Annotated in this window: 13 protein-coding genes and 3 pseudogenes; 15 read left to right on the forward strand and 1 reads right to left on the reverse strand. The window is 64.0% G+C overall.

Annotated elements, in window-relative coordinates; all coding sequences use genetic code 11:
• Positions 1–53: 53 nt before the first annotated feature.
• The 13 genes and pseudogenes from NLN62_RS49165 to NLN62_RS49225 form a co-directional block, all read left to right on the forward strand.
• Positions 54–530, forward strand: a complete 477-nt coding sequence (locus NLN62_RS49165) for a hypothetical protein (protein WP_254114025.1) — start codon at positions 54–56, stop codon at positions 528–530.
• The gene (locus NLN62_RS49170; RefSeq protein WP_254114026.1) at positions 527–1,375 is read left to right on the forward strand and encodes a hypothetical protein; all 849 of its coding nucleotides are present in this window, start codon (positions 527–529) and stop codon (positions 1,373–1,375) included. The genes NLN62_RS49165 and NLN62_RS49170 overlap by 4 nt, the downstream gene beginning before the upstream one ends.
• 3 nt (positions 1,376–1,378) lie before the next feature.
• Complete coding sequence (locus tag NLN62_RS49175; protein WP_254114027.1) at positions 1,379–1,582, forward strand: hypothetical protein; 204 nt, start codon at positions 1,379–1,381, stop codon at positions 1,580–1,582.
• Entirely contained in the window at positions 1,579–1,827 is a 249-nt protein-coding gene (locus tag NLN62_RS49180; protein ID WP_254114028.1) for a hypothetical protein, read from the forward strand. Before NLN62_RS49175 ends, NLN62_RS49180 begins: the two co-directional genes overlap by 4 nt.
• The gene (locus tag NLN62_RS49185) at positions 1,824–2,150 is read left to right on the forward strand and encodes a hypothetical protein (protein WP_254114029.1); all 327 of its coding nucleotides are present in this window, start codon (positions 1,824–1,826) and stop codon (positions 2,148–2,150) included. The genes NLN62_RS49180 and NLN62_RS49185 overlap by 4 nt, the downstream gene beginning before the upstream one ends.
• Positions 2,151–2,541: 391 nt before the next feature.
• On the forward strand, positions 2,542–3,129 hold the full coding sequence (locus tag NLN62_RS49190) for a hypothetical protein (RefSeq protein WP_254114030.1): 588 nt from the start codon (positions 2,542–2,544) through the stop codon (positions 3,127–3,129).
• Positions 3,130–3,417: 288 nt separating this feature from the next.
• Positions 3,418–4,134, forward strand: a pseudogene (locus NLN62_RS49195) (ArdC family protein); the annotation flags it as partial.
• A 260-nt stretch (positions 4,135–4,394) separates the two neighbouring features.
• A complete protein-coding gene (locus NLN62_RS49200) occupies positions 4,395–5,816 on the forward strand; it encodes a site-specific integrase (RefSeq protein WP_254113471.1) in 1,422 nt (473 codons plus the stop codon).
• Positions 5,813–7,597: a hypothetical protein gene (locus NLN62_RS49205; protein WP_254114031.1), complete on the forward strand. Its 1,785-nt coding sequence runs from the start codon at positions 5,813–5,815 to the stop codon at positions 7,595–7,597. Before NLN62_RS49200 ends, NLN62_RS49205 begins: the two co-directional genes overlap by 4 nt.
• The gene (locus tag NLN62_RS49210; RefSeq protein WP_254108995.1) at positions 7,594–9,756 is read left to right on the forward strand and encodes an integrase; all 2,163 of its coding nucleotides are present in this window, start codon (positions 7,594–7,596) and stop codon (positions 9,754–9,756) included. Before NLN62_RS49205 ends, NLN62_RS49210 begins: the two co-directional genes overlap by 4 nt.
• 350 nt (positions 9,757–10,106) lie before the next feature.
• A complete protein-coding gene (locus tag NLN62_RS49215) occupies positions 10,107–11,012 on the forward strand; it encodes an ArdC family protein (protein WP_254108994.1) in 906 nt (301 codons plus the stop codon).
• 56 nt (positions 11,013–11,068) lie between these two features.
• Positions 11,069–11,284: pseudogene (locus NLN62_RS49220) on the forward strand (zincin-like metallopeptidase domain-containing protein); the annotation flags it as partial.
• Positions 11,285–11,932: 648 nt separating this feature from the next.
• Positions 11,933–12,076 (forward strand): annotated as a pseudogene (locus tag NLN62_RS49225) (DUF736 family protein); the annotation flags it as partial.
• Positions 12,077–12,225: 149 nt separating this feature from the next.
• Here the strand turns inward: NLN62_RS49225 and NLN62_RS49230 are convergent.
• Complete coding sequence (locus NLN62_RS49230) at positions 12,226–12,525, reverse strand: DUF736 domain-containing protein (protein WP_254114032.1); 300 nt, start codon at positions 12,523–12,525, stop codon at positions 12,226–12,228.
• 609 nt (positions 12,526–13,134) lie between these two features.
• Here NLN62_RS49230 and NLN62_RS49235 point away from each other — a divergent pair.
• Complete coding sequence (locus tag NLN62_RS49235; RefSeq protein ID WP_254114033.1) at positions 13,135–14,343, forward strand: tyrosine-type recombinase/integrase; 1,209 nt, start codon at positions 13,135–13,137, stop codon at positions 14,341–14,343.
• Complete coding sequence (locus NLN62_RS49240; RefSeq protein WP_254114034.1) at positions 14,337–15,137, forward strand: tyrosine-type recombinase/integrase; 801 nt, start codon at positions 14,337–14,339, stop codon at positions 15,135–15,137. The genes NLN62_RS49235 and NLN62_RS49240 overlap by 7 nt, the downstream gene beginning before the upstream one ends.
• Positions 15,138–15,147: the final 10 nt, after the last annotated feature.

Consider the following 15,147-nt stretch of genomic DNA (forward strand, 5'->3'; position numbering starts at 1 on the left):
GGTCATCCCGGCGGCGGTTTCGTTTTCACGCACGCGCACACAAGGAGGACATGATGTCCGCGCACACGATCATCGACAACGCACCCATCGGCTCGATCATCGCCTGGTCCGACGGAACGCCGCGGCCGCCGACGCGCTTCAAGAAGAAGCTCGCCGCGTGGCAGACCAACAACAGCAGGGGCTGCCTGATCCGCAAGCAGGGTGGACGGGGCATCGGGAATGTCTCGCTGTCGGCCTGTTTCACCCTGCATGAGGCCGATTATGGCGCTGGCGGCGTCATTGCCGTGCGCGTCCATCGGACCTTCTCGCTGGAGTCGAAGCTCAACTTCGCCATCATCGAACGTCCGGTCCTCGGCTCGGTCCGCGTGTTCGACCGCGCCGGCGACGCCGCCGAGCTCGTCTATCTCGCGGCCAACGAGCCCGATGCGGAGGAGTGGCTGACTCGCCACGGGTATCCCCACGCAGTGCTGGCGGAAGTGACGGCCGACGAGGTCGGCGCCGACATTATCGAGGGGAGGACCGCGGCATGAACGCGCCATCTCCTGCTTCCGACGACGTCGCCTTTGGTCGCAGCCCGGATGGCCTTCTTGTCGCGCTTGTCGGCGAGACGGCTTTCGCCATGGTTCCGGCCGGCGATGGCCGGCATTTTCTCGCGACGGGCTGGCGCATCAACCGCCCGATGGGCGAATGGACGCGCGGCGACTTCTACGGACATTCCGGCGAGCTCGCCGATGAGGCGGCGTTTCGCAACGCCGTGCTCGAAAACGCCGAGCATCAACGCGAGCGCAGGCTTCTTGGCCGGATCGAGCAATATTCGCGCGCCCACACGCCTTGGGGACTCTCGCAGGGCTCGACCGTCTATGCCGAGGGCGTCGCGTCGCACTCCACGGCTGGCCACGGCGGTTTCAAGCTCTCGGCTGAGCGAAACCGCTTCGTCCACCACATGCTGCGCTCAAAGGGTGGATGGTATGAAGAAGACGCCGAATGGGCGATTGTCGCGATCACTTTCCCGGATCTCTTTACGGCGTTCGAACGCCGTTGCGCCGAGAAGACGATTAAGGACAGGTGGCCGGACGCCTGGGAGGCCATCTTTGGTACGATCCTCCAGCCTGGCGAATCCCGCGAGAAGGATCGCCGCGGCTTCGAGCAGGCGCACGCGCGGGACTGGATCGTGGTATCGGCGATCACATCCAAACACGCGAGCGGCTTCGTCGAAACCGTCGCCACGCTCGGCGCGAAACGCGGGCCTGGAACTGAGGAACGCCGCTTCCTCGTTCCGTCCAACGAGTATCACGTCGGCCGCTTCGGCTTCGTGATCGATGAGGCGCGCCACCAGCTCTACGGCGGCCCCTCCGACTTCGTCGGATGGAGGTGACCCATGCCCTGGCGCCTCATTGCCAAAGCCTTCGGCTGGCGCACGGCCACTGACGAGGACGGCGAAATGCCGGTCCTGGTCGTCTGGCATCCGCGGCTCAGACGGCATTTCACCGGCTCCGACGCCTGGAAACACGCCGTGCGCCTCTCTGTGCACGCGCCGCGCCAAGACCTGGCCGGCGCCGAGAGAAAGGGGATCCGGTCATGAAATTGTATCTCGTCGCCGTGAAACTCCCGGTGCATGCGCACGACAATCCCGAGAGTGCCGTCGTCGGCGCCCTCGACGGGCCCCTTACGCCGGGCAGGCGCAAGCACATAGGCGCCAATTCGGCGGCTGCGGACTGGGTGACTGCCGGCTGCGACATCTCCTCCATCGCCGCAGTCTCTCTCCCGCACAACGACGCGCCAGACGAGTCTGCCCTGCCCTTGTGGCCTATGAGGACACTGCGATGATCGAGCCCCTGGTCCGACGCCATCTGCTAGCGCGCATGGAGACCGCACAAGCCGAGACGCAGCGCCATCTCGGCGTCATCGAGCGCCAGATCGCGGCTCGCGCTGAGCGAATGACGATTACCGATCGGGCGAAGCGCCGGCCGCACGGCCGAAGCGCATCGAGCTGGACGAACGCGGATGAGCGGCTGTTTTACCAGCACATTGCGGAACTTGCCTTGGCCCGTCGCGGCGAGATCGATGCTCTCACGCGCAAGCTCGATCGACAGGAGACAGCGATCGCCGAGCTTCGGGCGCGCAATCGTCCTTCCCCCGCGTGGCGGTGAACGACGGAGGCCGTGACGAATCCCCGCGCAAGCGGAGCACGCGAAGATCGTTCGCGACGTCGAGCGTGGCGCGGATTGCCCTCGATCTCCCGCGGTTTCGGAGGCGGACAGATCCTTGGCCGCCGCTCCCTCGGTTTGTGCTGCGGTCTGAACCGTCCGCGGTCCGCTTCAAGGGCAAGTCGCGAAGCGATTGGCAGCCGTCGTCTCGCGATGGGTGGCCGCGTCCTTCGCAGGCCTAAAGCCCGCTCGGCCTTTGGCCCGCCATGCTCGCCCTGGCAGCCGCCGCCCCCTGAAGCGGCCCGCTAGTGCCGGTTCTGGTCGACCGCATCCGAGGGAGCAACGGCCAAGGGCCCGACCGCTTCCCAAGGTGAAACCGAGAAAGGATCTCATCATGACCAAAACCGCCCGCTCCTCTCGCGCCACCGCCCGCGTTATTCCGCTTCGCCGCGGCGCGACGCTCGAAATGGTTCGTCTCGCCTGTCCCGACTCCGCGCAGACGTTGCGCATCTCCGAGAGCTTCGGCCTTGCGGTCCTCGACAGCGATGGCATCCGTGACCTGCACGAGCGACTTGTGGTCGAGACCGCCGACGCCCTCAAGGACGGGCTCAGCGAGCGTGCGATGGAAATCCACCTTCAGCGCATCGTCGGCGCCTACGTCGGTTCGGCCCACGGCGCCGGCCAGTTCTACTCCCGCGCGGTCACCGAGGCGCGCGAAGCCACCGCCAAGCTTGCCAACGACCTTCGCGACGAGGACCTCGACGGCCCTGTCGGCTTCGACAGCCAAGCGCAGCGCAAGCGCGAGTTTGCGGCCGACATGGGACTCCAGGCGCACGCGCTCCGCATGGCGGCCGAGGGTGCCGTCGCCGCCTACGAGCAGGTCATCGGCGAAGCCTGGAAGCCCTTCGAGCGGCAGGTGGAGCACGCCGGCGAAACCGTCACCAAGAAGGCCGCCGCGACCCAGATGGCGGCTTTCGAATAGACCTCAAGGCGGGGCTTCGGCCCCGCCTTCCACATCTTGCCGCTGTGAAGGCTTGTCGCGAGACCGGCCCTTTTTCGTGTCGCCGGCAAATCCAACAGGAAAACGGCACGTCGCGCCAACGCGGCCCCTCCCGGTCGGTGGTCCGTGCGGCGGATACGGCGCCCGCGCAACGGCTGCGCCGTCCTCCGCTGCGCTGCGGCCCGGCCGGGTGCGCGAGCACCTTGGTGCCGCCGCGGAGGACCCCCGTGAGGGGCCGCGGCAGGCGCGGCCTCCGAGATGGAGGTTGAAATGAGGAGGAACGAAGGAAAGCCGCGCGCCGACATCTACGCACGCATCACCGATCGCATCGTCGCGGACCTGGAGCGCGGCGTGCGGCCGTGGATCAGACCTTGGAATGCGACCAGCGCTGCTGGGCGCATCACACGGCCGCTGCGCCACAACGGGATGCCCTACCAGGGCATCAACGTCGTGCTGCTGTGGTCGGAAGCCCTGTCGCGCGGCTTCACGTCGCCGATGTGGATGACATTCAAGCAATCTCTCGAGCTCGGCGGCCACGTCCGCAAGGGCGAGAATGGAACGATGGTGGTCTACGCAAACAAGATCACCAAGACCGAGACGAACGACAACGGCGACGACGTCGAGCGGACCGTGCCGTTTCTGCGGGCCTACACTGTGTTCTGCGTCGAGCAGATCGACGGCCTGCCTGACCACTACTATGCGCGCCCTGCTCCGAGCGCGCCACCGGCACAGCGTATCACACACGTGGACGCGTTCTTCGCCAACACCGGCGCGACCATCCGGCACGGCGGCGACAAGGCGTTCTTCGCGCCATCGCTCGACCTCATCCAAATGCCGTCGTTCGAGGCCTTTCGCGACGCCGAGAGCTATGCAGCCACGCTCGCGCATGAGTGCGTGCACTGGACCGCGCCGGCGCACCGCGTCAATCGCGATCTCAGCCGCTACGCGAAGGACAGCAGCGAGCGTGCCCGCGAGGAGCTTGTCGCATTATCTTGACAGTCTGCACCGACTCTCAGTGTCTTGCTGACGTCGATGCAACAGGACCGACGGAGGCGATAGGTCGTGTCGCCACTTGTGTGTAGCTCGGTAGAGCAAAGCCGTCCGCACGCGCGCCATCCAATAGCGCCGTAGCGGGCGGACGGCTTTGCGGTGGTCACCGCCGGCCGCAGCGCTCCCACATAGCTGGCCGCGGCCGGCCTGGATAGCGCCGGGCAAGCTGAACGCCTTCGTTGATGCTGGTTCCCCGGATGGGGGTCCGGGGGAAGGTTGAACTTGTGGACAAGGTAACGCCGGCTTCGAACATCACCATTCAGGAGCGCCGATCAGCAGACGGGCTTGATGCCCACGTCCCCATGATCCTCCGGGACGGGGTGCTCTACGATCCTGATCTGGAGCGTTTCTTCCGTGATCTTCCTCTCAATGGCGTTCGCTCGCGGCACTCCCTTCGTGCATACGGCTATGACGTCCTCGTCTGGGTCCGCTTCCTTTCGGAAGCCTGCGGCAAGTCCGTATGGCAAGGTGACCGTCGCGACGTCCTTGCCTACCATCGAGTTCGTCGCCGGGCCGAGGCTGGCCAACGTATCTCCGCGGCTTCCTGGAATCGATCTGTTGCCTGTCTCGATCGTCTCTATCGCTGGGGTGTTCACGAGGGCTTGGTCTCTGAGGCGCCGTTCACGCACCGCTCCATTTGGAGGCAAGCATACGGCGGCCGGCGAGCGCAGATTACGGCACGCAACGACGCCTATGAGCCGGCTGCACGTCGAGCGGATGTCAGCTTTGTCACGCTCGATGACTACCGCATATTTCGGGACGTCGGCCTGAGAGGGTTGCTGCCGGATGGCGGAACGCGTCCCGGCGCCCGCGACCGCAACGGCATTCGCAATGCGTTGTTTTCCGATCTCCTTGTCACGACAGGTCTTCGGCTGGAGGAAGCCTCCTTTCTGTTTGCATCCGACCTTGCTGCCGTCGACCGGCGAACAGCTCGACAGGTGTGGCTCGATCTGCCGGACGCGATGACCAAGGGTGATCGTGGTCGCCAGATCCTTCTTTCCGGTCGACTGCTTGAACAGGCGCGAGCCTACATTGCGGTTGAACGTGCTCATGCGGTCACGAAGTTCCGGCGACGCTCCGGCTGGCAATCGTTCGAACGTCCGATCTTCGTTCACAGGGAGCGGTCAGCCTCCCGATTGCGGTTGCTCGACCGGAGCGACATCGCCCTTGATCTGCTCAGCCCTGAAGAGCGCAGCAAGATTATCGTCTGCGATGACGACGGTACACCGAGCGAGCCGGCAGTGCTGTGGCTCACAGAAGTCGGATTTCCGGTTCAACCGAACTCCTGGGAAGTGATCTTTGCCCGGGCATCCGAGCGGTGCAGGTCTCTAGGCTTTTCGATCAACATCACCCCGCACCAGCTCCGCCATACCTTTGCCGTGCATATGCTTGCGATGCTGATCCAGCATCGGCTGCGCGATGCAGCTTTGGCCGCCGGATCGATGGAGGGATATCGGCAGATCCTCGGCGATCCCTTGCAACAGGTCCAGCGCCTCCTTGGCCACGCCAGCCTCGCAACGACCTACATCTATCTCGATCATATCGCTTCGCGCGCCGATACCGTCGATGCCGCCGTCGAGGAGTTACTGGCGCTGCTTCCCTCGGAGCACTCGTTATGAGGCGGCGGCCGCGGAAGGGAACTCCAGTTCGTTTTGCGCCCGCAGATGGTGTCGTCCCGGCTCATGCCGGTGACCAGGTGCTCGGCCTGCGCTTCAACATCGAGGCGTGTTATGGTGGGATCGTCGAAGTCGATCTCACCAACCTGCGTCCGCGAGCACTCGCGATAGCCTTTGCCGGCGCTGTCCGCCGACAGGCCGAACTCGGCGGTGCGTTGGGAGCGCGCAGCACCATCAAGCAGCACATTGCCGCATATCGCCGGTTTTTCGCGTATCTGAGAGACCACTCTCATGCCACGAAGCCAGCCGAGCTTCGGGCGCAGGATATCGACGGATTCGAAGCCTCCCTTGAGGCCGCCGGCATGACGCCGATCCACCGGCACACGGTCCTCGCGAAGGCGATTCTTGCGCTGCGCTCCATCGATATAGATCAACCCGCCCTTCTCGATGAGGGGCTCCGCCGTCGCCTGAGCTACACGAGCGCGCAATCCGCAGGTCGTTCGCAGCCCCGCGACGCATATAGCCCGTTCGTCGCTCGTCAGCTACGTGACGCGGCTCGGGCCGATATCGGCAAAATCTTCCGGCGTATCGGCCGCCCGCTCGACGAAGCGGGTGATTCCAACCTCCGCAGTGCGGTTGCCGATGTTGAAGCCAGGATTGCCGCAGAAGGCAAGATCGATCACTCCGACCTCGCCTTCAAACGCCTGTACTTCATGCGCCTGCGACGTGGCCTGCCGGTCTCCAGCTTTTCCGAGGACGTCCATAACCGCCATCATTTGCTCGCATCCGATCTGCCGCCCTTGCTGACGTTCCTGTCATTGGAGACAGGGCTCGAGATCGAATGCTGCAAGACGCTGACCATCGACTGTTTACAGAACCCCGGACCCGGCACGATCGAGATCAGCTACATAAAGCGTCGCGCGCGTGGCGCCGAGCAGAAGCGTCTGCGAGTTCGTGATGGCGGCCTCGGCACGCCTGGCGGACTGATCCGCAAGCTAATCGAAGTGACAGGCTTCACCAGGCGCTTCCTTCCGGTCGAGTCTCTCTGGGTCTATCACTATAAAGGACGAGGACAGTTTCGGTCCGGCATCGATCACCCGCACCAGTTGGTGGATAACTGGGTCGCTGGACACGGCATCATCGACGACGATGGCCGTCCGCTTCACCTCATTCTCTCTCGGCTTCGCAAGACACATAAGGCGCTCTGGTATCTCAAGACCGAAGGGCACATGGCGCGCTTTGCCGTCGGCCACACGCCGGAGATCGCCGCTCGTCACTATGCGGATATTCCGTCATTGCGCCCATTGCATGAAGCCACCGTCGCCGAGGCGCTTACGGAAGTTGTCGCGGCGGCAGGACCGATCGTTTTATCACCCGACAATGAATCTCTTTGGCGCCAGGGTGCTGATGTCCCCGTGCAGACCATTAGCGTGCCGGCGCTCCTGGATGGAGATCAGGACGTTTGGCTCGCGGCGTGCTCGGGTTTCCAGAACAGTCCCTTTGCTGAAGCAGGTTCGCCCTGTCCGCAGCCATTCTGGGGTTGCCTGGAATGCCGCAACGCAGTCATCACCGCTCGCAAGCTACCCGCGATCCTTGCGTTTCTGAACTTTATCGAGGGCGAGCGGGCCGGGCTCTCTGCTGCCGACTGGAGCATCAAGTTCGGTCGTGCGCATGCGCGCATCACCCAGCAGATTCTGCCCGTCTTCTCCGAAGGTTTGATCGCCCAAGCTCGCAGCGAGGCTACCCAACAATCTCTCTATCTTCCGCCGGAGGTGCGGCCATGAGCAAAGTTGCCCTCGCTCCAAGCCTACAGGAACTGGATGACCGGCCGGTCCTCGCTTCTGCCCCGCTGAAGAAGGACTTCGATCGGAGCTGCCTGTCTCGCTATGGCGACGCAAGCTGGGATCTCGGTCCGGCCGTATTCCGCGAGAACGCCCGTCGCTGCCATGTCACCGTACATTTCCGGTCGGTCGAAGACGTCGGTACCCGCGAAGCGATCCGGGAGTTCCTCTATGCCCGGCTCAACGTCGACCTTCCTGGTCATCGCAAGAAGCTCCCACCTGCCTGTGTCCGGCAGATATTCAACAGGGCGCGCCGTTTCTTCGAGTTCGTCCGCGGCGAACTCGGCGCTGTCGATCTCTCGCGGGTCGATCAGCAATTGCTCGACCACTATGCCCGCCATCTCCAGACCGATTGCAGCCGACGGCCTGTCATTGTTGGTCACCTTCTCGAAGTGCCGGTCGACCTCTATGCTTTTCGCGATCATCTTCTCTCCGGAGGGCTGCGGTTCCAGCCATGGAGCGGACGCGCTCCAGCCCGCGTCGCTGGTTATCGCCACGTCCGCGAGAACCGCACCCCACGGATGCCGGAAGAAGTCATCGCGCCACTGTTGGCCTGGTCGATCCGCTACGTCACCGAGTTTGCGCCCGATATCTTCGCCGCCCGCGACGAGCTTGATCGGTTGGAGGCCCATTGCGCTAAGCTTGTTGGATCAGACCAGGTCCTCGACCGCAAACAGCGCCGTGACAGACAGCGCCGGTGTCTCACGGACTACTTTGAGCGGCGCCGGCGTGAAGAGCGCGGTGTGCCGATCTGGGGGACTGCTCACAATGGCACCATTTGGCGGCATCCAGAGACAGGTGACGTATCGCCTCCTGTCAACTCGCACCTGCTTCATCTCCATATTGGGATCGATGCCCGCGCAGAGTCCAGGATGCATATTCAACTTGCGAGCGGAGCGCCGGACCTGATCGATGCAGCCATACGCGAACTCGGCGTTGAGACCGGCGGCATGGACACCTGCATCTCTCTTCTGCCGGAGACCGGTCGACCGTGGCGACCCCGTTTCGACGCCAAGACGCTCGCCCAAGAAGAGCGGATGCTGCAATCAGCGGCCTATGTCCTGTGCGCCTATCTGAGCGGCATGCGCGACTGCGAAGTTCAAGCAATGCAGCGCGGGTGTCTCTCCATTAACCGCAGCGAAGATGGTCTGCTCATGCGCCACCGCGTCCGATCGGTCGCCTACAAAGGCAAGTCGAGCCATGGCCAAGCGGCCGAATGGATCACGATCGAACCCGTCGCCAAAGCCGTCGAGGTATTGGAGCGCCTGTCGTTCCCGGCGGCAACCGCCCGCGGACTCACGACACTCTGGCCGGTCCTAGCCGCTAAATCCGTGTGCAAGGATCACCTCTCTGCCGAGATCGTGCGGCAGCTCAATCTTTATCGCGATCACCTCAATAAGCTGTTCGGCACGGTTAACGAGCCGGTTATTCCCAACAGCCCCGAAGGCAAGCCTTGGCGCATCACAACACGGCAATTTCGCCGAACGATCGCGTGGCATATCGCCAACCGTCCCTTCGGCACGATCGCCGGCATGATCCAGTATAAGCACGCCTCCGTCGCTGCCTTCGAAGGCTATGCCGGCTCCAGCAAGTCCGGCTTTCGCGCCGAGGTCGAGAGCCAGCGTGCGCTTGGGCAACTCGATGATCTGCTGGTTTACTTCGATGAGCGACAGACTGGCTCGACGCTGTCCGGACCAGCGGCGCCGCGCATATCAAAGGCGCTTGATGCTGCGGCGGCAGAACTTGATCCCCTTCCAGTCATGATCGCAGATCGCGCGCGGCTTCGCACGATGCTCGCCAGTCTCGCGCGCACATTGCACGTCGGGGTGCTCGCCGATTGCTTCTTCGATCCCGGGACCGCCCTATGCCTGAAGCAGGCAACCAACGCCGACAACAAGACGCCGCTGACGGCGCTTTGCCAACCAACACGTTGTCCAAACGCCTGCATCACCGCCAGACACCGGCCAGCATGGGCGCGTTCCGCAGATGAGGCGAGAGCCGTCCTTAAAGAGAAGCGATTGTCCTCGCTACAGCGCTCCGCTCTGCAACAGGATCTCGCGCGCATCGAGGCTGTCCTCGACGATATCGATCGCGGCAACTGACGTCAGAACTCCAGGCCTGATGTTGTGGCCGCGCCGGATGGCTCTCGTCGGCGTCCGTCCCGGCATAGTCGGAGCGCGCGATGCCCCGCACGGCCGCGCAACGGCTGATCGCCGTCCTCCGCTGTCGCTTCGGCTCTGCGAGTGCGCGGTCGCGCTCTCGGGCATCGCAGGTGGCTGCTCCGCCGCCGGGGACGGACCCCGGCCGAACGGGAGCACCCATCATGATGAGACAGCACAGAACCAAAGACGGCCGCCCTGTCGGGCGGCGGGAGAGGACGAGGAGGGCCGGAATCGGGCGGCCGGTTGAGGGAGTGAGAGAGGCTTGCTCCGCCGGCCGCGGAGATTCTCCCATGTCCCATACCTCGAGTTCGGCGGAGCGCGCCGATGTCTACACCCGCATCACCGCCGAGATCGTCGCCGCGATCGAAGCTGGCGCCGGCGAATGGCGCATGCCCTGGCATCACGACGGCACCGCCATCACCCGCCCTCAGAACATCTCGTCAGGCAACCGATACCGTGGGGTCAATGTGCTCGCACTCTGGATTGCTGCGCAAGCTCATGGCTACGCCAACGGCCTCTGGGGAACCTATCGGCAGTGGCTGGCTGTCGGTGCGCAGGTGCGCAAGGGCGAACAAGGAACGACGGTTGTTCTGTGGAAGCAGGCAAAGGCGGCCATCAACGACGATGCAGACGACGGTGACGATGACGCTCGTCGCCGCGTCTTTGCACGCGCATTCACGGTGTTCAATGTCGCCCAAGTCGATGGCTACGAACCGCAGGTCGTCGAGAAGCTTCCAGAGAGCGATCGCCTCACTCACGTCGGCGAATTCATCGATGCGCTGAAGATCCCTATCGTCACCGGCAATTACAATGCGCACTACCGCATCGACCTCGACACGATCTTCATGCCGGAATATGCGGCGTTCACGAGCCCAGCCGCCCAAGCCGGCACATTAATACATGAGGCAGCTCACGCCACTGGCGCAAAGCACAGGCTCGACCGGAACTTCCTGGAACGGTTCAAGCGCGATTGGCTGCCGATCGAAGAGGCGACCGCCGAATTGACCGCTTCATTCATTCTGGCAGATTTGGCGGTCGCCCATCATCCCAGGCCCGATCACGCGGCGTACGTGGCATCCTGGTTGCGCCTCCTCAAGGACGACCCTCGCGCCATCTTCACCGCCGCCAGCAAGGCTCAACAGGCGGCTGATTGGATGCACGCCCAGCAGCCTCGAACCGAGGAGATGGCCGCATGATCAGCACCATCCCCAACGGAGTAAAATTTCAAAAGGGGGCTGGACTGTCAGGATATGTAGCGGAGCTCGGCGCCTGCTTCCTTAGCGCGGACCTCGGCATCGTGCCGGAACTCGAGCCGCGTGCCGACCACGCGAGCTATCTTGCGTCGTGGCTGGAAGTGCTCGCCAACGACAAGCGCTTCATCTTTTCGGCGGCGGCGCACGCGCAGCGCGCTGTTACGTATTTGCACGACCTTCAGCCGAAGGCGGCCGAAATCGACCAGGCGGCATGAGCGCGACCGCGTCGCGTCTTGCCCTTGCTCTTCATGAGTTCACCAAGGCCCTCGCCTCGCGGCGAGGTCCTTCTTGCGTGCACAGTCGTGCGCTTGCGTCTTCCGGAGGCGGAGGCACTTCCCCCATCACCTCGTCCAGCGCGGCTGGGATTCGCCGCGTGGGGCCGCTGGGATCCCGAGATGTTCGTCTGTTCCTCAAAGGACGTCTTCCCGCAGCGGCGTAAGGGCGGTGCATCACGAATTGCGTTCGTCCGGCATCGCACTCGCGGTGGCCGTATCTCGAAAGAACCCTCAGGGGCGCGGGCGAGTCTCTTGGTCAACGTGGCTCTGCCGTTGTCGTGCGGTGCGCGTGCCTGTCACCAGTCATATCCCCCGCGGTCGGCCTGACGCGCCCAGTGCGTCCTCGATTTGGCATGTCTAACCGAAGGCCGTCGTCGCTGCGCTCCGCCTCGATTCCATGACCGCAACGGCCGTTCGCAGCTTTCTTCCCCTGGTCGCTGCGCGCCCATTCCTCGCGAGACAAGAAAGCCCCGCCCTGGCCGCCCTCCACTGCGTTGCGGCCCTTCGGGTGCGGTCCAATCGCCTCCGGTCAACGACAGCCATCGAGGTCGCGGTGGTCGCGGCCCGACTACCGAAGAGGATACGAACATGGCTACCATCGGCAACTTCACTGTGAACGGCAACGGCTTCGTGGGCACCGTCAAGACTCTCGCCCTCGGTACCGTGAAGGCCAAGATCGTCGCGGCCGACCGCACCTCGGAGAAAGCCCCGGACTACCGTGTCTTCGCCGGCACCATCGATTATGCGGAGCAGAGCGTTATGCGGAGCGGTGTGCCGTGAACGTAGGTTTTTCGGGACTTTGTCCAGCGCGGCACTCCGCATAATCTCGTGAAGAGGAGCCGCGGCGCCCCGCGCGAGGCGAGGCGTCGCAAGCTTGCGGATCACCGCGACCAGACCAATGCGTAGCCGTCATCGACCGCGACGAGGTTGGCGAAGATCGGCGCCGGGAAGGATGGGTCGTCGAGCTTCACCGAGTGGTAGACGGTGTTGTTGTCCTTGGAGGTCCGCTGCCACGCGGCGCCTATCTCGACGTCGCGGAACATCACGCGCAGGTTCGGAGCCTTCTCGTTCTCGGAGGGTTCGGTCGGAAGCAAGCGTGCCTTGATGTTGAGCGAGAGCGTCTTGATGGTGCCGGTGTACGAGCCGTCTTCGGCGCGGGTGAAGGTGCCAATCTGAGCCATGGTAATCTCCTGTTGCTGTTCCAAGCCCGCGACCATCGCGGCCTTGATGGCGATCTCTGAGCGCCGCAACGACCGTCCCGCAGCCTTGGCCCGCAGCGAAGCGGAGGATGGCGGATTGAGCGATCTTGTTGCCTCGCGAGGAATGCCGCCGCTTGGCGGCAGGGGAAGAAGATCGCGAAGAGCCATTGCGGGTAAAGGTCGGTGAGCGCAGCGAGCGTATTGTGGCGCGCGATCCGCCAGCAAAAAGGCCGCTATGGACGTGGGCCCAACAGCCCGACAGGAGGGCACCGGCTCAAAATCTTCAACCGCGGTGATTGCGGACGCGTCGCGGCAGCATTCTGCTCTCCTGTGCAATGCACGCGTTAGGCCTCGCCCGTAAGAACGCGAAGAACCGGCCTATGCGCGCCAGCAGCAACAGCGAGAGTGCGGCACGGGCAGGATAACATGACGCCGCTGAGTGAGGCCGTTCCGGCGCGTGCCGGACACACGGCCCGGACGCGGGGATTGTGCGAGAAGAAACGCCTTTTGCATGGAATGGCATCGCAACCTTCGGTTTGCTCGACGCGCCGGACGTCTCCGGCGTGAACAAGCAAATCGAAGGAAAACAGAGTGACAAAGCGAAAGCGCAGACATCGCCGGAGTGTGGATGTTCGGATCAACTGGCTACAGCCCCATGCCGACGGCTTCAAGGTTTGGCTTGCTCAGCGGAATTACTCGCCGGCAACCATAATCGAGGTGGTGCGCGTGCTTGCCTTGTGGGGCGATTGGGTGCGTGCGGCTGGCTTCGAGATCGAAACGCTCGCCGCCGGCTTCGCTGCATCGGCATCGGTGTTCCGGGGTAGCAAGACGGCGCGTGCACCGCAGGGCGCGGCCGCCCTGTTCATCACCCATCTGCGCGAGATGGGCGTCCTTCCGCCGGAGCGACGGCCGTCGCTGGAGGAGACCTGGCCGACGCTCGCTGCCTTCCGCCGGTGGATGCGGGAGCAGCGCGGCATCAAGGACTCCACGCTCGATACCTATCAGGTGATCCTGGTCGATCTGTTGGTGGCGCTTGGTACTGCTCCGAGCGCCTACACGGCCGCCGCCATCCGCAGCTTCGTGCTCGATCGCGCGAAGCCTCATGGACGCGGACGGGCGCAGGGTATCACCGTCGCGACGCGCGCCTACCTCAAGTATCTTGTGGCGATCGGGCAATGCCCGGTCGGCCGCGAACATGCAGTTCCGAGTTTTGCAAGCTGGCAGTTGGCGACGACACCGCGCTTCCTCGGGCAGGGCGACCTCGATCGCCTTCTTGCCGCGTGTGACGGCGAGGACCGCCTGCGCGACCGGGCCGTCATCCTCCTCCTTGCCCGGCTGGGGTTGAGGGCGAGCGAAGTTGCCAATCTCGCCCTCGACGAAATCGACTGGGCGACTGGCCGGATAAGCCTTGCCGGCAAAAGCCGGCGCGAAGAGCGCCTCCCGCTGACCCAGGAGATCGGCGATGCGATCATCGCCTATATCGAGCGGGCACGACCACGCATCGCGACGACACGTGTGTTCCTGACGAGTGCGGCGCCTATCCGTCCGCTCAGCCGCTTCGCCGTCAAATGCATCGTGCGCCGCGCACTCGACAGGGCCGGCGTCAAGAGCGCTCATCGAGGTGCCCACGTTCTGCGCCACTCCGCCGCGACAGCAATGCTGCGCAATGGCGCCACTCTTGCCGGCGTCGGCGCCGTCCTGCGGCATCGTTCGCCGTCGGTCACGGCGCTCTATGCCAAGGTGGACATCGGCCTGCTGTCGGAGATCGCACAGCCTTGGGGTGGGAGGCTGCCATGTTGAGCGACGACGCGAACCGCTACATTACTCTGCGCCGAACGCTCGGCTATAAGCTGGTCAAGGCTGAACGGCATCTTCGCGCCTTCGCGCGCTTCGCTGCAGCGCACGGCGAAACCCATATCCGCGCCGCATCGGTTCTCGCCTGGCTGGCAACGGTTGCTCGCACGCCTATCGCGCGCGAACGGCGCCTGACAGACCTGATCCTGTTTGCGCGCTTCCTGCATGCCGAAGATTCTCGGCATGAAATCCCACGCGCCGACGTTACGCGAGGCCGGGAAAAGCGGCCGATCCCCTATATCTACACACCGGACGAGATCGCCCGCATCCTCGATGCCGCCGCCAAGCTTCGGCATCAGAGGCCCAATCCGCTGCGGCGCCAGCTCTACGTCATGCTGTTCGGGTTGATCGCCGCCACGGGACTACGCGTCTCGGAGGCGCTCGCGCTCAAGCTCGACGACATCCAGCCTGACGGTGTGCTGTACATCCGCGAGACCAAGTTCTGCAAGAGCCGGCTCGTGCCACTGCATCCGACGGTCATCGGGGCGCTTGAGCGTTATCTTGACGTTCGCCGCCAACGCGCCGGCGAAAGTGATTGGCTGTTCCCATCGGTCCAGCACCGAAAGATGTTCCCGACGACTGTGAACTACACATTCCGCTGCATCTTGCGACAGGCAGGGATTGCGCCGAAGCGAAGCCGGCAGCCTCGCATCCATGATCTTCGCCATAGTTCCGGCACCGCGATTATTCCGGCAACCGGCGGCGAGCTGCATTTTTCCGGGCGGATCACGCGAGGGTGAGCGCATCGTT

The organism is Bradyrhizobium sp. CCGUVB23, assembly GCF_024199885.1.
Lineage (GTDB): Bacteria > Pseudomonadota > Alphaproteobacteria > Rhizobiales > Xanthobacteraceae > Bradyrhizobium.

Coding starts and splice junctions, on each gene's coding strand:
- NLN62_RS49215 (WP_254108994.1), top strand. CDS start 10,107: ATGTCCCATACCTCGAGTTCGGCGGAGCGCGCCGATGTCTACACCCGC.
- NLN62_RS49185 (WP_254114029.1), top strand. CDS start 1,824: ATGATCGAGCCCCTGGTCCGACGCCATCTGCTAGCGCGCATGGAGACC.
- NLN62_RS49200 (WP_254113471.1), top strand. CDS start 4,395: ATGGGGGTCCGGGGGAAGGTTGAACTTGTGGACAAGGTAACGCCGGCT.
- NLN62_RS49205 (WP_254114031.1), top strand. CDS start 5,813: ATGAGGCGGCGGCCGCGGAAGGGAACTCCAGTTCGTTTTGCGCCCGCA.
- NLN62_RS49230 (WP_254114032.1), bottom strand. CDS start 12,525: ATGGCTCAGATTGGCACCTTCACCCGCGCCGAAGACGGCTCGTACACC.
- NLN62_RS49165 (WP_254114025.1), top strand. CDS start 54: ATGTCCGCGCACACGATCATCGACAACGCACCCATCGGCTCGATCATC.
- NLN62_RS49170 (WP_254114026.1), top strand. CDS start 527: ATGAACGCGCCATCTCCTGCTTCCGACGACGTCGCCTTTGGTCGCAGC.
- NLN62_RS49190 (WP_254114030.1), top strand. CDS start 2,542: ATGACCAAAACCGCCCGCTCCTCTCGCGCCACCGCCCGCGTTATTCCG.
- NLN62_RS49180 (WP_254114028.1), top strand. CDS start 1,579: ATGAAATTGTATCTCGTCGCCGTGAAACTCCCGGTGCATGCGCACGAC.
- NLN62_RS49210 (WP_254108995.1), top strand. CDS start 7,594: ATGAGCAAAGTTGCCCTCGCTCCAAGCCTACAGGAACTGGATGACCGG.
- NLN62_RS49175 (WP_254114027.1), top strand. CDS start 1,379: ATGCCCTGGCGCCTCATTGCCAAAGCCTTCGGCTGGCGCACGGCCACT.
- NLN62_RS49240 (WP_254114034.1), top strand. CDS start 14,337: ATGTTGAGCGACGACGCGAACCGCTACATTACTCTGCGCCGAACGCTC.